Origin of the sequence: Xanthomonas translucens pv. cerealis (assembly GCF_006838285.1) — a bacterium.
GTDB classification, from domain to species: domain Bacteria; phylum Pseudomonadota; class Gammaproteobacteria; order Xanthomonadales; family Xanthomonadaceae; genus Xanthomonas_A; species Xanthomonas_A cerealis.
In genome coordinates, this window is record NZ_CP038228.1 from 3,171,627 (window position 1) to 3,187,653 (window position 16,027).

Below are 16,027 nucleotides of genomic sequence, written 5' to 3' on the forward strand. Positions count from 1 at the left end.
CCCCGGTCCCGGCAACCTCAGCGGCTCCCCCCCGCCCGACCCGCCTCGGCCGCACGCTTGTCCAGCGCCTCGCGCAGCTGCGCCGGCGGCAGGTAGCCGCCGAGCTGGGTGCCGTCCGGGGCGAAGATCGCCGGGGTGCCGTTGACGCCCAGGCGCTGGCCCAGGTTGTACTGCATGGTCACCGGATTCTTGCAGCTGGTCGCGCTCGGCACCTTGCCGTTGGCCTTGGCCTCGGTCAGCGCCGTCTTCTTGTCGGCCGCGCACCACACCGCGACCATGTCCTTGTAGTCCTGGCTGCCCAGGCCCATGCGCGGAAACGCCAGGTACTCCACCGCGATGCCTTGCTTGTTGAGCTCGGCGATCTCGCTGTGCAGCTTGCGGCAGTAGCCGCATTCGATGTCGGTGAACACGCTGATGGTGTATTTCGGATTGGCCGGGGCGAACACGATGCGCTCGCTGCGCGGCGCCGATTCCAGCAGCCTGCGGCGGTAGCTCAGCAGGCCTTCGCTGGAGGCGACCTGCCTTTCGTGAATGTCGAACGGCTGCGCCTGGAACAGGTAGCGGCCGTCGTCGGACACGTACAGCACCTGCCCGCCGACCACCACTTCGCGGAAGCCCGGGAACGGTGCGGCGCCGATGAAATCGGGCTTGAAGTTCGGATCCAGCTGCAGTAGCGCCGCACGCACGCGCTGGTCGCCTGGGGCGCCGACAGCGGCGGCGGCCGGCTTGGTCTGGGCGGCGGCAGCGCCGGTGGGCGAAGCCGGCTGCGCACAGGCGGAAAGAGTCGTGGCGCCCAGCAGCGCAAAAAGAGCAAAACGAAGCATTAGCTATCCATGAGGCGGCGAATCTGCCGGATTGTCGCATACCGATTGGTCCGCTCCATGTAGCCAGCCTGAGTGGCCGCGGCACCGCCCGCGCAAACGGACACGGGCGCCGCCCGGACGCCTCAGCCGCGCGGATGGTGCTTGCTGTGCAGCTTCTGCAGGTGTTCGCGCGCGACCAGGGTGTAGATCTGGGTGGTGGACAACGAACTGTGGCCGAGCAGCATCTGCAGCGCGCGCAGGTCGGCGCCGCGGTTGAGCAGGTGGGTGGCGAAGCTGTGGCGCAGCCCATGCGGGCTGACCGAAGTCGGGTCGATGCCGGCCAGCGCCGCATAGCGCTTGACCAGGCCCCAGAACTGCTGCCGGCTCAGCGGATGCCGCGCCGTATCGATGAACATCGGCACGGTGCCGTCGCTGGCCGGCACCGTCTGCCCCGCCGCCAGCGCCGGCCGCGCCGTGTCCAGGTAGCGCTGCAGCCAGTGCTGCGATTCCTCGCCCAGCGGCACCAGGCGTTCCTTGCTGCCCTTGCCGGTGACGCGCAGCACGCCCTGGCGCAGGTTCACCGCGTTCGCCGGCAGGTTGACCAGCTCGCTGACCCGCAGCCCGGCCGCGTACATCAGCTCGAGCATGGCGCGGTCGCGCAGGCCGGCCGGATCGGTGTCGTCCGGCGCTGCCAGTAGCGCGTCGATCTGGCTTTCGGCCAGCGCCTTGGGCAGGGAGCGCGGCAGCTTGGGCGGGTCGATCAGCGCGGTCGGATCGTCGCTGCGCTCGCCGCGGCGCAGGCGCAAGGCGAAGAACGCGCGCAGCGAAGACAGCCAGCGCGCGTTGCTGCGCTGCGAATAGCCCAGCCGGGTGCGCCAGGCCAGGTAGTCGAACAAGGCCTGGCGATCGGCCCCGGGAAGGCCGCCGCCGGCGCCGTCGCGCCAGCGCGCGAAGCCTTCCAGGTCGCGCCGATAGCTGTCCAGACTCTGCCGCGCCAGCCCCTGCTCGGCCCAGGCCGTATCCAGGAACTGCTGGATCGCGATGGCATCGGCATCGCGCAGCGGGGCGAGCCGTTGCGCCTGTTGGCGGCGTTCGGCGGGGGTGCGGAGTTCGGGCATCGGGGGAGCTTACGGGACTCGGGGACCGGGGACCGGGGACCGGGGACCGGGGACCGGGGACCGGGGACCGGGGACCGGGGAAAGCTTAACGCCGACGTTGCACGACGCAAGGCGGTGACGGCCGGTGACGCGCCGCTGGCGCTGCCGCTAAGCTGTGGCGATGACCGCCGCGTCCACCGCCACCGCTTCCCGTCCGCGCGCGCTGCTGTCGTGGCGGCTGCTGGCGCTGTTCTACGATGCCTGGCCGGTGCTGGCACTGTGGTTCGCGATCTCCGCGCTGTTCACCCTGGGCTACACGCTCGAAGGCCACGCGCCGCGCGAGAACATCGCTCCATTCAGCGCCCTGCAGTGGCTGTTGTGGCTGTGCTGCTGGCTGGCCGCCGGGCTGTACGCGACGCTGAGCTGGCGCCGCGGCGGCCAGACCCTGGGCATGCGCCCGTGGCGGCTGCGCCTGCATGGCGCCGATGGCGGCACGCCGACCTGGGGCGCGCTATGGCGGCGCTACCTGGTCGGCACGCTGTCTCTGCTGCTGGGCGGGCTGGGGTTCTGGTGGGCGCTGCTGGATCGCGAACGCTTGACCTGGCACGACCGTACCAGCAGGACGCGGTTGGTTCGACTTCCGAAACACAAGCCCTGACCGCACGCAGGCGCACGCGGCGAACCCGATGCCGTGTCAATGCCACTGCGACGCAAGGCGCTGCGTTCAGTCCGGACGCGCCAGGCGCACCGCGGCGCGGCGCGGCGCAACACCTGCCCCAGTACATGGCCCGCCCAATACAGCAATAGCAACAGCGGCGGCACCAGCAGCAGGTAACCGGCAACCCAGGACATGCCGCGCAACCAGGCATCGGCCCAGAGCGCATCCGGCAACAGCAACTGCGGGGTCAACGGAAGTTGCAGCAACACGAAGTGCCCTTTGTCGTCGGCACCTTGGGCACCCCCCACACACAACGCAGCCGGTACTGCATACAGCAGGCACAAGCCCACGCCGAGCAGGCTCAACCGGCGCATCGACTCAACTGCTGCGTTTGCGGAACAACAACCACGACACGGTCAGCATCACCAGCGGCGGCAACGCGTAGGCGATGCGGTAGTCGAACTTGAGCGCGCCGGCCATGCGCCCGAAGAACAGCTGCAGCAGCCAGAACACCAGCGCGAACAGGATGCCCAGGAACAGGCGCTTGCCCATACCGCCACTGCGCAGCGCGCCGAACGCGAACGGAATGGCGGCAAAGCACAGCGCCAGCACGTTGACCGGATAAAACCAGCGGCTCCAGTACTGGTCCTCGTAGTCGCGCGCGTCCAGGCCATTGCGGCGCCGGTACTCGATGCTGGTGTGCAGATCGTGCGCGGACAGGTTGCGCGGCTTGGCCAGGCCCGAGGCCAGCGCGGCGGCGTCCAGCCGCGAGGCCCACGGCAGGCTGTCGAACTTCTCGCGCTGCACCGCGCGCTCGGCGAAGGTATCGCGGTACACCTGCTTCAGGGTCCAGCCGCTGCTGCGGTGCTCGGCGGTGGTGGCGTGGGTCAGCGAGGCCAGGCGCCCGGCCTGGTCCAGCGTGTACAGGCGCACGTCGCGCAGTTCCAGCCAGGTGCCGCCGGCCTCCTCCAGATGCTCTTCGCCGCTCTGCGCGTTGAGGAAGGTGTCGCCTTCGCGCGCCCACAACCCGGAGTAACGGGCCATGCTCATGTTGCCGTTGTACTTGGCGTTGGCCTTGATCGCATCGGCCTGGTTCTGCGCCCACGGCGCCAGGGTCTCGCCGCTGAACACCATCGCCACGGTCAGCACCAACATCGTCGCCGCCGCGGCCATGCTCAGCCGCCGCCGCGACAGGCCCAGCGCGCGCAACGCGGTCAGCTCGGAGGTGGCCGCCAGCTGCCCCAGGCCCATCAGCACGCCGATCACCGCCCCGGTCGGGAACAGGGTGTAGGCGCGCCGCGGCACCGTGTAGGCGACGAACGCCACGGCGTGGCCGAGGCTGTAGCTGCCCTTGCCGATGTCCTTGAATTCGTTGGACAAGGCCATGATCACGTCGAGTCCGAGCAGGACCGCCCAGGTCAGCAGGACGGTACCGAGCACGGCGCGGCCGACGTAGACGTCGTGCAGGTTCGGACGCAGCCTCATGCCGCCCGCCTCCGCGGCCGCGACAGCTGGCCGTCGCGCAGGTAGGTCCACACCGCCAGCACCAGCAGCGGCACGGTCAGCCACCACAGGCCCAATGCGCGCGGCAGCTTGTCGGTGCTCAGCCACTGGGTGCCGATGAACATCAGGTTGGTGCCGACCAGGTAGGCCAGGAACGCCAGCATGATCCGGCCGTAGCGCTGCTGCCGCGGCGAGCTGCGCGACAGCGGCAGGGTCAGCAGGGCGAAGGCCAGCGCCAGCAGCGGCGGGGCGATGCGCGCGTGCAGCTGCGCATTGGCCTGCGGCCGCGGGTCGCCGATCAGCTTGGCGGTGGGCAGCAGTTCCGGATCGTCGTCCTTGCGCGCCTCATCGCGGTCCGGCAGGGCCACGTCGTTGCTGACGTAGCGCATCAGCCGGTAGTCCATGCCGTCGCCGGCCAGCGGCCCTTCCACGCGGTAGCCGTCTTCCAGGCGCAGGTAGCGGTCGGCCCTGCCCTCGAAGAACATCGCGCCGCGCTGCGCGGTGACTACGTCCAGGCGGCCGTCCTTCTGCCGCTGCATGAACACCTTGCCCAGCTTGGTGCCGTCGCCGGACAGGGTGCTGATGTAGACGATGCCGCCGTCGGACAGCGTGGTGAAGCGCCCGGCCTCCAGCCCGGCCATCAGCAGGCTGCGGTTGGCCTCGTCGATCAGCCGGTCCGAGGTGCGGTCGGCCCAGGGACCCAGCCACAACGAGCACAGCCCGACCAGGGCCACCACCGGCACCACCAGCATCAGGATCGGACGCAGCAGGCGCCGCGGACCGACGCCGATGGCGGTGATCACCGCCATTTCCGAGTCGCGGTACAGCCGCGCCAGCGCCAGCAGCAAGCCCAGCATCAGCGCCAGCGGCAGGATCAGCGGCAGATACACCACGAATTGCAGGCCCAACTGGGAAAACAGCAACTTGGCCGGGATGCGGCCATCGGCGATGTTGCCCAGGATGTCGACCAGCACACCGCCGACGCTGACCACCAGCAGCACGATGAGGGTGGCCAGGAAGCTCTGGATGAAATCGCGCAGCAGGTATCGATCGAGCTTCGGCATGGGGGTGGGTTGATTTAAACTCTGTAATTCGTTCGCGGCGGAGCCAGCCTAACCCGGCTGGACCTAAACAGCCCGCGATTGTACGGATTTGCCAACGGAATCTGATCAATGGCCCTGGAATTCATCCTGAACCACGACGCCCCGGCTGCCGCGGCGTTCGATTGCATCGTCGTCGGCATATTCGCCGACAAGCGCCTGTCGCCCGCCGCCCAGGCCCTGGATGCCGCCAGCGGCGGACGCCTGACCGCCCTGGCCGGCCGCGGCGACCTCAGCGGCAAGACCGGCGCCAGCGCGCTGCTGCACGACCTGCCCGGGGTGACCGCGCCGCGCGTGCTGGTGGTCGGCCTGGGCGAGGCCGCCAAGTTTGGCGTGCCGCAATACCTGAAGGCGGTGGGCGATGCGGCGCGCGCGCTGAAGAGCGGGCCGGCGGCCAGGGCGCTGTTCACCCTGTCCGAACTGGAGGTCAAGGGCCGCGACCAGTCCTGGGCGATCCGCCAGGCGGTGATCGCCAGCGACCACGCCTGCTACCGCTACACCGCCACGCTGGGCAAGAAGAAGCCCGACGACGGCGGTCTGGCCAGCCTGGCCGTACTCGGCCAGGACGCCACCGCGCTGGCCCAGGGCCAGGCCATCGCCGCCGGCGTGGCATTCGCCCGCGAGCTCGGCAACCTGCCGCCGAACCTGTGCACCCCGGCCTACCTGGCCGAGACCGCGGCCGCGTTCGCCCATGGCATCGACGGCGCCGAGGCGCAGATCCTCGACGAGACGCAACTGCAGGAACTGGGCATGGGTTCGCTGTTGGCGGTGGCGCGCGGCTCGGCCAACCGCCCGCGGCTGCTGGTGCTGAAGTGGAATGGCGGCGGCGGCGCCAAGCCCTACGTGCTGGTCGGCAAGGGCATCACCTTCGACACCGGCGGCGTCAACCTGAAGACCCAGGGCGGCATCGAGGAGATGAAGTACGACATGTGCGGCGGCGCCAACGTCATCGGCACCTTCGTCGCCACCGCCAGCGCACGCCTGCCGCTGAACCTGGTGGTAGTGGTGCCGGCGGTGGAGAACGCGATCGACGGCGACGCCTACCGCCCCTCCGACGTGATCACCAGCATGTCCGGCAAGACCATCGAAGTCGGCAACACCGACGCCGAAGGCCGGCTGATCCTGTGCGACGCGCTGACCTACGCCGAACGCTTCAACCCCGAGGCGCTGATCGACGTGGCCACCCTGACCGGCGCCTGCATGGTCGCCCTAGGCCACCAGACCGCCGGCCTGATGAGCAAGCACGACGACCTGGCCAACGAACTGCTGGCCGCCGGAGAGCACGTGTTCGACCGTGCCTGGCGCCTGCCGCTGTGGGACGAATACCAGGGCCTGCTCGATTCCAGCTTTGCCGACGTCTACAACATCGGCGGCCGCTGGGCCGGCGCCATCACCGCCGGCTGCTTCCTGTCGCGCTTCACCGAAGGCCAGCGCTGGGCGCACCTGGACATCGCCGGCGTGGCCAGCGACGAAGGCAAGCGCGGCATGGCGACCGGGCGGCCGGTGGGGTTGTTGAGTCAGTGGTTGCTGGATCGGGCAGCGGCCGGGACCAGGGACCGGGGACCGGGGACCCGGTAGGACGTCTGCATGTCCATGCACCCAGCCCACCAGTTCGCCTCAGCCCCCGGCCCGTGCATCGGCCGCGCCCGTGCGCGCCCCGGTTCCAGGCCGCTCTTTCCGGGTCCCCGGTCCCCGGTCCCCGGTCCCGGCCTCTGATGCGCGCCGACTTCTACCTGATCGCCAAGCCGCGCTTCCTCACCGAGCCGCTGCGGCTGGTCTGCGAGCTGGCGCGCAAGGCCAACGACGCCAACCTGTGGACGCTGGTGCTGGCGCGCGACCAGGCGCAGGCCGAGGAGCTGGACGAACTGCTGTGGGCGTTCGACGACGACGCCTACATCCCGCACCAGATCGCCGGCGCCGATGTCGACGAGGAAGAGGCGCAGGTGCTGATCGTCCCGCCCGGCGTGGAAGCGCCGTCGCGCGCGCTGGTGATCAACCTGCGCGACGACGCCTACCTCGGCGCCTGCGAGCGCGTGCTGGAAGTGGTGCCGGCCGACCCCGCCGCGCGCGAACCGCTGCGCGAACGCTGGAAACAGTACAAGGCGCTGGGCTTCGAACTCAGCAAGTACGACATGTGATGAAGCCGGGATTGGGGATGGGAGATTTGCGATGGATCTCCGGGTCCCCGCTGTCCTTGCATCGGCACCATCCCGCGCGAATTCCCAATCCCGAATAACGAATCCCGGCTTCCCCATGACTACCCTCGCCCCCAGCTACGACCCCACCTCCTTCGAATCGCGCCTGTACGCCCAGTGGGAAGCGGCCGGCTACTTCAAGCCGTCCGGGCAGGGCGAGGCGTACACGGTGCTGCTGCCGCCGCCGAACGTGACCGGCACCCTGCACATGGGCCACGCCTTCCAGCAGACGCTGATGGATGCGCTGGTGCGCTACCACCGCATGCGCGGCTTCGACACGTTGTGGCAGGTCGGCAGCGACCACGCCGGCATCGCCACCGAGATGGTGGTGTCGCGCAACCTGGCGCTGGCAGGCCAGGGCGAGACCCGCGACGCGCTGGGGCGCGAAGGCTTCATCGCCAAGGTGTGGGAATGGAAGGCACAGTCGGGCGACACCATCGAGCGGCAGATGCGCCGCCTGGGCACCTCCAGCGACTGGTCGCGCAGCACCTTCACCATGGACCCGCAGCCGTCGGCGGCGGTGGTCGAGGCGTTCGTGCGCTGGCACGAACAAGGCCTGATCTACCGCGGCCAGCGCCTGGTCAACTGGGACCCGGTGCTGAAGACCGCAATCTCCGACCTGGAAGTGGAGAACGTGGAGGAAGACGGCTTCCTGTGGTCGATCGCCTACGCGCTCGAGGATGGCGCAAGCTACGAACACGTCGAGCACGACACCGACGGCAACGAAACTCTGCGCGAAACCCGCGACTATCTGGTGGTGGCCACCACGCGCCCGGAAACCCTGCTCGGCGACACCGCGGTGATGGTGCATCCGCAGGACGCGCGCTACGCGCACCTGATCGGCAAGACGGTGACGCTGCCGCTCACCGGCCGTCAGGTGCCGGTGATCGGCGACGACTACGTGGACCGCGCGTTCGGCACCGGCGTGGTCAAGGTAACGCCGGCGCACGATTTCAACGATTATCAGGTTGGCGTGCGGCATGGGTTGCCGATGATCAACCTGTTCACCCCGACCGCGGCGATCAACGACAACGCGCCGGAGAAGTATCGTGGCCTGGACCGCTACGACGCGCGCAAGGCGGTGTTGGCCGACCTGGAAGACCTCGGCATCCTGGTCGAGACCAAGCCGCACAAGCTGCAGGTGCCGCGCGGCGACCGCACCGGCCAGGTGATCGAGCCCTACCTCACCGACCAGTGGTTCGTGAAGATGGACGCGCTGGCCAAACGCGGCCTGGAACTGGTCGAGTCGGGCCAGGTCACGTTCGTGCCGCCGAACTGGATCAACACCTATCGCCACTGGATGGAGAACATCCAGGACTGGTGCATCAGCCGCCAGCTATGGTGGGGCCATCGCATTCCGGCGTGGTTCGACGACGCCGGCACTTGCTACGTCGGCCGCGACGAGGCCGAAGCGCGCGCGAAGAACGGCCTCGGCGCCGACATCACCCTGCACCAGGACAGCGATGTACTGGAGACCTGGTTCTCCTCGCAGCTGTGGCCGTTCTCGACGATGGGCTGGCCCGATCCGCAGGCGATGGCCGAGCGCGGCTTCGAGCGCTATGTGCCGTCGAGCGTGCTGGTCACCGGCTTCGACATCATCTTCTTCTGGGTGGCGCGGATGATCATGGCCACCGACAGCTTCACCGGCCAGGTGCCGTTCCGCGACGTGTACATCACCGGCCTGATCCGCGACAAGGACGGGCAGAAGATGTCCAAGTCCAAGGGCAACGTGCTCGATCCGCTGGACATCATCGACGGCATCAGCATCGAGGACCTGGTCGCCAAGCGCACCGCCGGGCTGATGCAACCGCGCATGGCCGAAAAGATCGAGAAGGCCACGCGCAAGGAATTCCCCGAGGGCATCATCGCCCACGGCGCCGACGCGCTGCGCTTCACCATCGCCGCGCTGGCCGGCCACGGCCGCGACATCAAGTTCGACCTGGGCCGCGCCGAGGGCTACAAGAACTTCTGCAACAAGTTGTGGAATGGCAGCCGGTTCGTGCTCATGAACACGGAAGGGCGGGACGCGGGAGGCGGGACGCGGGACGCGGCACAGGCGCCGGTCACCGATGCCGAGAAGTGGATTCTGGTGCGGCTGGACAAGGTCAGTGCCGAGGCGCAGGCGCATTACGCCGCCTACCGTTTCGATCTGCTGGCGCAGTGCCTGTACGAGTTCGCCTGGAACGAGTTCTGCGACTGGTTCCTGGAGCTGACCAAGCCGGCCTTGAACGGCGACGACGCCGCGGCCGCCGACAGCACCCGCCATACCCTGCTGCAGGTGCTGGAGACGCTGTTGCGCCTGCTGCATCCGCTGACCCCGTTCGTCACCGAGGAACTATGGCAACAGGTGGCGCCGCGCCTGGGCATCGCCGCGCCGACCATCTCGCTGCAGCCGTATCCGCGCACCGGCGACCTGGACGTGAGCGCCTACGCCGGCGCCGAAGCCGACATCGAGTGGCTCAAGGCGATGGTCTCGGCGCTGCGCCGGGTGCGCAGCGAACTCAACGTGCCACCGTCCAGGCTGGTGCCACTGCTGCTGCAGGGCGGCCACGCCGAGGACCGCGCGCGGGTGGAACGCTTCGCCTCGCAGCTGAAGTTCCTGCTGCGGCTGGAGACGATCCAGGGGCTGGACGCGGCGCAGGACGCACCGCCGGCCGCCGCGGCGATCGTCGGCGAGCTGCGGCTGCTGGTGCCGCTGGAAGGACTGGTCGACCTGGATGCCGAGCGCACTCGCCTGGACAAGGAGATCAAGCGCGTGGATGCGGAAATCGGCAAGTGCAACGGCAAGCTCGGCAACGCCACCTTCGTGCAGAACGCACCGGCGGCGGTGGTCGAGCAGGAGCGCGCGCGCCTGGCCGACTGGACCACGCAACTGGCCGGCCTGCGCGAGCAGCGCGCCAAGCTGTAAGTCGCGGACAGGCGCAAGCGCATGCAGCTGCGCGTGCCGCCGCCGCTGATCGTGGTCGCCGGCGCGCTGTGCGCATGGGGCGCCGCACATGCCTGGCCGGCGGCGACCCTGCTCCTGTCCGGCCAACGCCCGCTGGGCGTGGCCTTGATCGTCGTCGGGTTGATCGCCAACGTGGCGCCCAAGCTGCATTTCCGCCGTGCCGGGACCACGGTCAATCCGCTACATCCGCAGCGCGCCAGCGCCTTGGTGCAATCCGGCCTGCATCGCTATTCGCGCAATCCCATGTACCTGGGGCATGTGCTGATCCTGCTGGGCTGGATGCTGTGCCTCGGCCATCCGGCCGCAGGTCTCGCCCTGGCGATCTATCTGCTGTACATCGATCGTGTACAGATTCCGCGCGAAGAAGCGGCATTACGCGAACGCCTCGGCACCGGCTACACGGATTACTGCAGCCGCGTGCGCCGCTGGCTGTAGCGGGAATTCCCCGACGACGACAATCGACCGCCGCCCGGCATTACGGGCGGCGGCCTGCGCACTCACAGCTTGCCGGCGCCCGCCTTGGCCTTGACGTCGTTCGCCACCTGGCTCGCCGGCAGCAGCGAGTAGGCGCACGGCGGCGTCCAGACGATGCTGTTGTTTCACTAGCAGGTCAGCGCCTTGCCGCTGCGCAGCGAGCCGACATCCGGTACACGCTGCCGCCGTCATTGGCGGCGATCTTGTCGCAGCTGCTGACGCCGGCGCTGTACGCGTTGTTCTCGGAGAATATCTTCAATTCCTTGCCGACGCCGTGCGCATGCGAGAACGGATACACCGCATTGCTGGTGCTGCCCGCATGGCCATCGTTGTACAGGTGCACCTGCCGCAAGGAAAGCCGCGCGCCACGAAAACCGCAGGGTGCGCTGCCGGCGCGGGTTACGACACGCCGTCGAAGAACAGTTCGATCGCCATCACCAGCGCGTCCTCGCGGCCGTTCGCCGCCGGGTAGTAGCGCGGGCGGCGGCCGATCTCGTTGAAGCCTTCGCTGTGGTACAGCGCGATCGCGCCGGGATTGGACGGGCGCACTTCCAGGAACACGCGACGCGCGCCCAGGTCGGCGCCGTACTTGATCAGCGCGCGCAGCAGCAGGCGGCCATAGCCGCGCGACTGCCGCTCGGGCGCGACGCAGACATTGAGAATGTGCGCCTCGCCGGCGGCGACGCTGATCACGCCGTAGCCGACGATCTGGCCCTGTTCCTGCAGCACCCAGCCCGGATAGCCGGCCTGTAGGCAGTCGCGGAAGATGCCGCGCGTCCACGGGAACGGATAGGCGCGGCGCTCGATTTCCATCACCGTATCCAGGTCGGTTTCGCGCAAGCTGCGCAGCGTCGTCGTCGCCGGCGAGGACGCCGAACCCAGCGCGCTCACCGCGGCGCCTGCTTGCGCAGCGCGCGCAGCTGCGGCCACAGCGCGCGCTTGGCAGCGGCGTTGCCGCGCAGCTCGGCCAGCGGCCAGGTCGCCATCAAGGCCTGCGTGGCCGGATCGTTCGGATTGCACCCGGAAGCGCGCAGCAGCGCGATCTGCAGCCGGTCGGGCAAGCGCAGGCCGGCACGCCGCACGCCCGAAGCCGGCGCCGCGCGTCGCGGCTCGGGATAAGCCGCGGGTGCGGCCGGCGCGCGGCCGCGCGGCGACGGCTCCGCGGGCGTGGGCGGCGCAGGCGCCGGTGCCGCGTGCCCGGACAGCAGCGCCGGCCCAGCCGCATCGGCGGCAGGCGGATCGCGCAGCTGCGCCTGCGCCGGCTGCGCGACCACCGCGCCGACCTCGGCATCGGCGCCCACATACACGGTATGCCCCAGCGCCTGCAGCCAGCCGTGCTGCTCGGCCGTCCACAGCGGCGCAGCGTTGTCCATCGCCTCGCTCACGTCGCGTCCGGCAGCTTGCGCCAGCGCCGCCAAAGCCAGTGGCAGGGACCGGACAAGGCGTACAGCACGCCGATCGCCAGCAGCGCGCGCGACAGATCGATGACCAGCACCGCGATCACCACCGACGCCAGCACCAGCATCAGGAACGGCACCCGGTCGGCGCGCGGACCTTTGGCAGCGCCGCCCTTGAAGCTCCAGAACCGGATCCGGCTGACCATCAGCAGCGCCGCGACCACGGTCAGGCCCAGCGCCACATAGCGCAACTGCTCGCCGTCCCAGCCGAGGTTGCCGTCGGCGAACGCCCACACGAAGGCCATCATCAGCCCCGCCGCGGCAGGGCTGGCCAGGCCGACGAACCAGCGCTTGTCGACGGTGCCGACCTGGGTGTTGAACCGCGCCAGGCGCAGCGCGGCGCAGGCCGCGTACAGGAACGCCACCGACCAGCCGACCCGGCCCATCACGCTGCCGTCGAACTTCAGCGCCGACAGCGACCAGTGGTACATCACCAGCGCCGGGGCCATGCCGAAGCTGACCAGATCGGCCAGCGAGTCGTACTGCACGCCGAATTCGCTGCTGGTGCCGGTCAGCCGCGCCACCCGCCCGTCCAGCCCGTCCATCACCGCGGCGACGAACACCGCCACGCTGGCGTGCACGAACTGGCCGTTGGCGGCGGCGATGATGGCGTAAAAGCCGGAGAACAGGCCGGCGGTGGTGAACAGGTTCGGCAGCAGATAGATGGTGCGCGAACGGGGAGGCGGTCGGGATGGGTCCATGGCCGGCAGTTTAATCGACTTGCCAGGCCCGACGGCGGGTGCTGCAATCGGCGCTCGCCCCGTGCCCCTGGAGACCGTGATGCGCGCCCTGACCCGGCTTTGCTGCCTGTGCCTGCTCACCGCCAGCGGCGTGGCCGGCGCCGCCACCCTGTACCAATGGAAGGATGCGCAGGGCGTCACTCACTATTCGCAGAGTCCGCCGGCGGACGGCAAGTACCAGGCGCGATGGGTCGACAGCCACGGCGGCACCCAGGCCGAGAGCAGCGAGGTCGCCGCCCCGGCCGAAAACGCCAACTGCCTGAGCGCGCGCAAGAACCTGGACATCCTGGGCAAGCCGGGCAAGGTGCTGACCGACCGCGACGGCGACGGCAAGCCCGACGGAGAACTGGACGAAGCCCAGCGCGACGCGCAGAAGAGCCTGGCCGAAGCCGCGATCAAAGCCTATTGCGCACCGCCCGCCGCCGCGCAGTGAGCACGCCAAGGCAGTGCGGACGCGGCGCAGGCGGCCCCGCATTCCCGCAGCGCCGGCAATGACTGGCAAAATGGGCGCCCGCCGTTCGCGAAGCCCCTCGATGCGCCTTTCTCAGTTCCACCTGCACACCACCAAGGAAACCCCGGCCGACGCCGAGTTGGTCAGCCACCGGCTGATGCTGCGCGCCGGCATGATCCGCAAGCTCGCCTCCGGCCTGTACACCTGGTCGCCGCTGGGCCTGCGCGTGCTGCGCAAGGTGGAAGCGGTGGTGCGCGAGGAAATGAACCGCGCCGGCGCGGTGGAAGTGCTGTTCCCGACCATCCAGCCGCGCGAGCTGTGGGAAGCCACCGGGCGCTGGAAGAAGTTCGGCGGCCTGATGCTGCGGATGAAGGACCGCAAGGAGCAGGAATACTGCTACAGCCCCACCGCCGAAGAGGCCGCCGCCGACTTCGCGCGCCAGGAGCTGAGCAGCTATAAGCAGTTGCCGGTCAATTTCTACCAGATCCAGACCAAATTCCGCGACGAGATCCGCCCGCGCTTCGGCGTGATGCGCGCGCGCGAGTTCCTGATGAAGGACGCCTACTCGTTCCATGTCAGCGACGAGGACCTGGCGCGCGAGTACGAGAACATGAAGGCCGCCTACAGCCGCATCTTCACCCGCCTGGGCTTGCAGTTCCGTGCGGTGCAGGCCGATTCGGGCGACATCGGTGGCGACGCCTCGCAGGAATTCCACGTGCTGGCCGAGTCCGGCGAGGATTCGCTGGCGTTCTCCACCGGTTCGGACTACGCAGCCAACGTCGAAACCGCGGTCGCTGCCGCTCCTGCGCCGCGCCCGGCAGCGCAGGAGGAACTGCGCAAGGTCGCCACCCCCACCCAGAAGACCTGCGAGGCCGTGGCCGAACTGCTCGGCATCGCGCTGCAGCGCACGGTCAAGTCGGTCGCGGTGATGGCCGGCGACGCGTTCGTACTGGCGCTGGTGCGCGGCGATCACGCGGTGAACGAGATCAAGCTGGGCAAGGTCGCCGGCCTGGCCGGGTACCGCATGGCCAACGAGGCCGAGATCCGCGTCCACCTCGGCAGCGAGCCGGGCTTCCTCGGCCCGCTGAATCCCAGCCAGCCGATCCGCGTGGTCGCCGACCGCGACGTGGCGGCGATGGCCGATTTCGTGGTCGGCGCCAACGCGGCCGGCTTCCATCTGGCCGGGGTGAACTGGGGCCGCGACCTGCCCGAGCCGGACACCGTGGCCGACCTGCGCAACGTGGTCGAGGGCGAGCGCGCTCACGACGGCGGCGAGATCCGCCTGGCGCGCGGCATCGAAGTCGGCCACGTGTTCCAGCTCGGGCGCCAGTATGCGCAGGCGCTGGACGCCACCGTGCTGGACGAGAACGGCAAGACCGTGGCGATGGCGATGGGCTGCTACGGCATCGGCATTTCGCGCATCGTCGCCGCGGCGATCGAGCAGAACCACGACGAGGCCGGCATCCGCTGGCCGCAGCCGATGGCGCCGTGGTCGGTGGCGGTATGCGTGATCAATCCCAAGCGCGACCCGGCGATCGACGCGGCCGGCGAGGCGCTGCTGGCCGAGCTGCAGCAGGCCGGCCTGGATCCGGTGCTCGACGACCGCGGCCTGCGCGCCGGCACGATGTTCGCCGATATCGAACTGATCGGCATCCCGCAGCGGGTGGTGGTCTCCGAACGCGGGCTGGCCGCCGGTACCTTCGAGTACCGCGCGCGCAGCGGCGGCGAGGCGGAAAACCTGGACCGCGCCGCCTTGCTGGCGCGCCTGCAGGGTTAATCGGAAAGGCCGGGAATATATCCCGGCCTTTTTTCTTGTGCCGCCGCCTTCATGACACAGCCTCTACATTTGCCGGGGCAATATGCCAATCGAATCAGCGGCGTGGCCCCGGGTTGATTTGACAAGCAGAATTCGGCGCGTATAAGTGTCAGCCACGCCGATCCAATGACGGCCTGCCTATCGAAATACCCGGAATATTTGTCAATCCGATAAAGCGATATTATGATTCCGCTCTAGCCAGGGCACTGTCGCCAGGGAATGGCTGCATGCCCACCGTCCATTTTCCGGAGTAAAGATGACCATCGATCTCAGTGGCCTGTCGGCCAAGCAGTTGGGCGCTCTTATCAAGACGGCCAAGAAGCAACAGACCATCGTCGCCAAGCGCACGCCCATCGCCAAGGTCCGCACCCTGCTGGCACGCCTGGCCAAGTCCCACGGTTACAGCATCGACGAAGTCGTCGATGGCGCCGCTCCAGCCAAGCGTGGCCGCAAGCCGGCTACCGGCAAGCCGGGTCCGAAGCCGGGCCGCAAGCTGGGCAAGGTGCCGCCGAAATACCGCAATCCGGCCAATGTCATGGAGACCTGGACCGGCCGCGGCAAGCAGCCGCGCTGGCTGGCCGAGCAGGTGTCCAAGGGCAAGAAGGTCGAGGACTTCCTGATCGCCGCGCCGGCCAAGTCCGCCGCGCCAGCCAAGAAGACGGCGAAGAAGGCCACCAAGAAAGTCGCCAAGGTCGCCAGGAAAGCCGGCAAGTCCGCGGCCCCGAAAAACTGATCGGGAACCCGATCCGGCAACGGCTCGGGGGCTTGCCCGTCGATTCAAGCAAC

General features: G+C 69.0%; 15 protein-coding genes and 2 pseudogenes. 8 read left to right on the plus strand and 9 right to left on the minus strand.

Going from position 1 to position 16,027, the window contains the following annotated elements:
* Window positions 1–17 precede the first annotated feature (17 nt).
* Together E4A48_RS13970 and xerD are read right to left on the minus strand one after the other, a co-directional pair.
* Window positions 18–824 (minus strand): DsbC family protein, encoded by an 807-nt coding sequence (locus tag E4A48_RS13970; RefSeq protein ID WP_068830397.1) that lies wholly within the window; start codon window positions 822–824, stop codon window positions 18–20.
* Window positions 825–946: 122 nt separating this feature from the next.
* Window positions 947–1,921: a site-specific tyrosine recombinase XerD gene (gene xerD / locus E4A48_RS13975; RefSeq protein ID WP_068830395.1), complete on the minus strand. Its 975-nt coding sequence runs from the start codon at window positions 1,919–1,921 to the stop codon at window positions 947–949.
* Between the two features lie 160 nt (window positions 1,922–2,081).
* On the opposite strand from xerD, the gene E4A48_RS13985 reads away from it, so the two are divergent.
* Complete coding sequence (locus E4A48_RS13985) at window positions 2,082–2,558, plus strand: RDD family protein (RefSeq protein WP_068830393.1); 477 nt, start codon at window positions 2,082–2,084, stop codon at window positions 2,556–2,558.
* Window positions 2,559–2,659: 101 nt separating this feature from the next.
* Here the strand turns inward: E4A48_RS13985 and E4A48_RS21165 are convergent.
* The 3 genes and pseudogenes from E4A48_RS21165 to lptF form a co-directional block, all read right to left on the minus strand.
* Window positions 2,660–2,932, minus strand: a pseudogene (locus E4A48_RS21165) (hypothetical protein); the annotation flags it as partial.
* 4 nt (window positions 2,933–2,936) lie between these two features.
* The gene (gene lptG, locus E4A48_RS13995) at window positions 2,937–4,043 is read right to left on the minus strand and encodes an LPS export ABC transporter permease LptG (RefSeq protein WP_068830391.1); all 1,107 of its coding nucleotides are present in this window, start codon (window positions 4,041–4,043) and stop codon (window positions 2,937–2,939) included.
* Window positions 4,040–5,125: an LPS export ABC transporter permease LptF gene (gene lptF / locus E4A48_RS14000; protein WP_039007796.1), complete on the minus strand. Its 1,086-nt coding sequence runs from the start codon at window positions 5,123–5,125 to the stop codon at window positions 4,040–4,042. Before lptF ends, lptG begins: the two co-directional genes overlap by 4 nt.
* Before the next feature lie 108 nt (window positions 5,126–5,233).
* Between lptF and E4A48_RS14005 the strand changes: the two genes are divergently transcribed.
* The 4 genes from E4A48_RS14005 to E4A48_RS14020 all read left to right on the plus strand — a co-directional run bounded on the left by E4A48_RS14005 (window position 5,234) and on the right by E4A48_RS14020 (window position 10,738).
* Window positions 5,234–6,739 carry a leucyl aminopeptidase gene (locus tag E4A48_RS14005; RefSeq protein ID WP_142742631.1) on the plus strand — a complete coding sequence of 502 codons (1,506 nt, stop codon included), beginning with the start codon at window positions 5,234–5,236 and terminating at the stop codon, window positions 6,737–6,739.
* Between the two features lie 134 nt (window positions 6,740–6,873).
* Entirely contained in the window at window positions 6,874–7,299 is a 426-nt protein-coding gene (locus E4A48_RS14010) for a DNA polymerase III subunit chi (RefSeq protein ID WP_058197019.1), read from the plus strand.
* Between the two features lie 115 nt (window positions 7,300–7,414).
* Window positions 7,415–10,264 (plus strand): valine--tRNA ligase, encoded by a 2,850-nt coding sequence (locus E4A48_RS14015; RefSeq protein ID WP_142742632.1) that lies wholly within the window; start codon window positions 7,415–7,417, stop codon window positions 10,262–10,264.
* Between the two features lie 21 nt (window positions 10,265–10,285).
* On the plus strand, window positions 10,286–10,738 hold the full coding sequence (locus E4A48_RS14020) for a methyltransferase family protein (RefSeq protein ID WP_142742633.1): 453 nt from the start codon (window positions 10,286–10,288) through the stop codon (window positions 10,736–10,738).
* A gap of 62 nt (window positions 10,739–10,800) precedes the next feature.
* On the opposite strand, the pseudogene E4A48_RS14025 reads toward E4A48_RS14020, so the two are convergent.
* From E4A48_RS14025 to pssA, 4 genes and pseudogenes are all read right to left on the minus strand, one after another.
* Window positions 10,801–11,129 (minus strand): annotated as a pseudogene (locus tag E4A48_RS14025) (pectate lyase); the annotation flags it as partial.
* 47 nt (window positions 11,130–11,176) lie between these two features.
* On the minus strand, window positions 11,177–11,668 hold the full coding sequence (rimI, locus tag E4A48_RS14030; protein ID WP_039009287.1) for a ribosomal protein S18-alanine N-acetyltransferase: 492 nt from the start codon (window positions 11,666–11,668) through the stop codon (window positions 11,177–11,179).
* Window positions 11,665–12,150, minus strand: a complete 486-nt coding sequence (locus E4A48_RS14035; protein WP_039009289.1) for a hypothetical protein — start codon at window positions 12,148–12,150, stop codon at window positions 11,665–11,667. Before E4A48_RS14035 ends, rimI begins: the two co-directional genes overlap by 4 nt.
* Window positions 12,151–12,158: 8 nt before the next feature.
* The gene (pssA, locus tag E4A48_RS14040) at window positions 12,159–12,935 is read right to left on the minus strand and encodes a CDP-diacylglycerol--serine O-phosphatidyltransferase (RefSeq protein WP_039007802.1); all 777 of its coding nucleotides are present in this window, start codon (window positions 12,933–12,935) and stop codon (window positions 12,159–12,161) included.
* Between the two features lie 79 nt (window positions 12,936–13,014).
* Between pssA and E4A48_RS14045 the strand changes: the two genes are divergently transcribed.
* From E4A48_RS14045 to E4A48_RS14055, 3 genes are all read left to right on the plus strand, one after another.
* Window positions 13,015–13,407 (plus strand): DUF4124 domain-containing protein, encoded by a 393-nt coding sequence (locus E4A48_RS14045; RefSeq protein ID WP_142742634.1) that lies wholly within the window; start codon window positions 13,015–13,017, stop codon window positions 13,405–13,407.
* Window positions 13,408–13,507: 100 nt separating this feature from the next.
* Window positions 13,508–15,202, plus strand: a complete 1,695-nt coding sequence (locus E4A48_RS14050) for a proline--tRNA ligase (RefSeq protein WP_039007805.1) — start codon at window positions 13,508–13,510, stop codon at window positions 15,200–15,202.
* 295 nt (window positions 15,203–15,497) lie between these two features.
* Window positions 15,498–15,974 carry an H-NS histone family protein gene (locus E4A48_RS14055; protein ID WP_058195851.1) on the plus strand — a complete coding sequence of 159 codons (477 nt, stop codon included), beginning with the start codon at window positions 15,498–15,500 and terminating at the stop codon, window positions 15,972–15,974.
* Window positions 15,975–16,027: the final 53 nt, after the last annotated feature.

Excerpts from the sequence above, each read along its gene's own strand:
- E4A48_RS14045 (WP_142742634.1), top strand. The coding sequence starts at position 13,015 with ATGCGCGCCCTGACCCGGCTTTGCTGCCTGTGCCTGCTCACCGCCAGC.
- E4A48_RS14015 (WP_142742632.1), top strand. The coding sequence starts at position 7,415 with ATGACTACCCTCGCCCCCAGCTACGACCCCACCTCCTTCGAATCGCGC.
- E4A48_RS13970 (WP_068830397.1), bottom strand. The coding sequence starts at position 824 with ATGCTTCGTTTTGCTCTTTTTGCGCTGCTGGGCGCCACGACTCTTTCC.
- lptF (WP_039007796.1), bottom strand. The coding sequence starts at position 5,125 with ATGCCGAAGCTCGATCGATACCTGCTGCGCGATTTCATCCAGAGCTTC.
- E4A48_RS13985 (WP_068830393.1), top strand. The coding sequence starts at position 2,082 with ATGACCGCCGCGTCCACCGCCACCGCTTCCCGTCCGCGCGCGCTGCTG.
- lptG (WP_068830391.1), bottom strand. The coding sequence starts at position 4,043 with ATGAGGCTGCGTCCGAACCTGCACGACGTCTACGTCGGCCGCGCCGTG.
- E4A48_RS14050 (WP_039007805.1), top strand. The coding sequence starts at position 13,508 with ATGCGCCTTTCTCAGTTCCACCTGCACACCACCAAGGAAACCCCGGCC.
- E4A48_RS14020 (WP_142742633.1), top strand. The coding sequence starts at position 10,286 with ATGCAGCTGCGCGTGCCGCCGCCGCTGATCGTGGTCGCCGGCGCGCTG.
- pssA (WP_039007802.1), bottom strand. The coding sequence starts at position 12,935 with ATGGACCCATCCCGACCGCCTCCCCGTTCGCGCACCATCTATCTGCTG.
- E4A48_RS14035 (WP_039009289.1), bottom strand. The coding sequence starts at position 12,150 with ATGGACAACGCTGCGCCGCTGTGGACGGCCGAGCAGCACGGCTGGCTG.
- xerD (WP_068830395.1), bottom strand. The coding sequence starts at position 1,921 with ATGCCCGAACTCCGCACCCCCGCCGAACGCCGCCAACAGGCGCAACGG.
- E4A48_RS14055 (WP_058195851.1), top strand. The coding sequence starts at position 15,498 with ATGACCATCGATCTCAGTGGCCTGTCGGCCAAGCAGTTGGGCGCTCTT.
- E4A48_RS14005 (WP_142742631.1), top strand. The coding sequence starts at position 5,234 with ATGGCCCTGGAATTCATCCTGAACCACGACGCCCCGGCTGCCGCGGCG.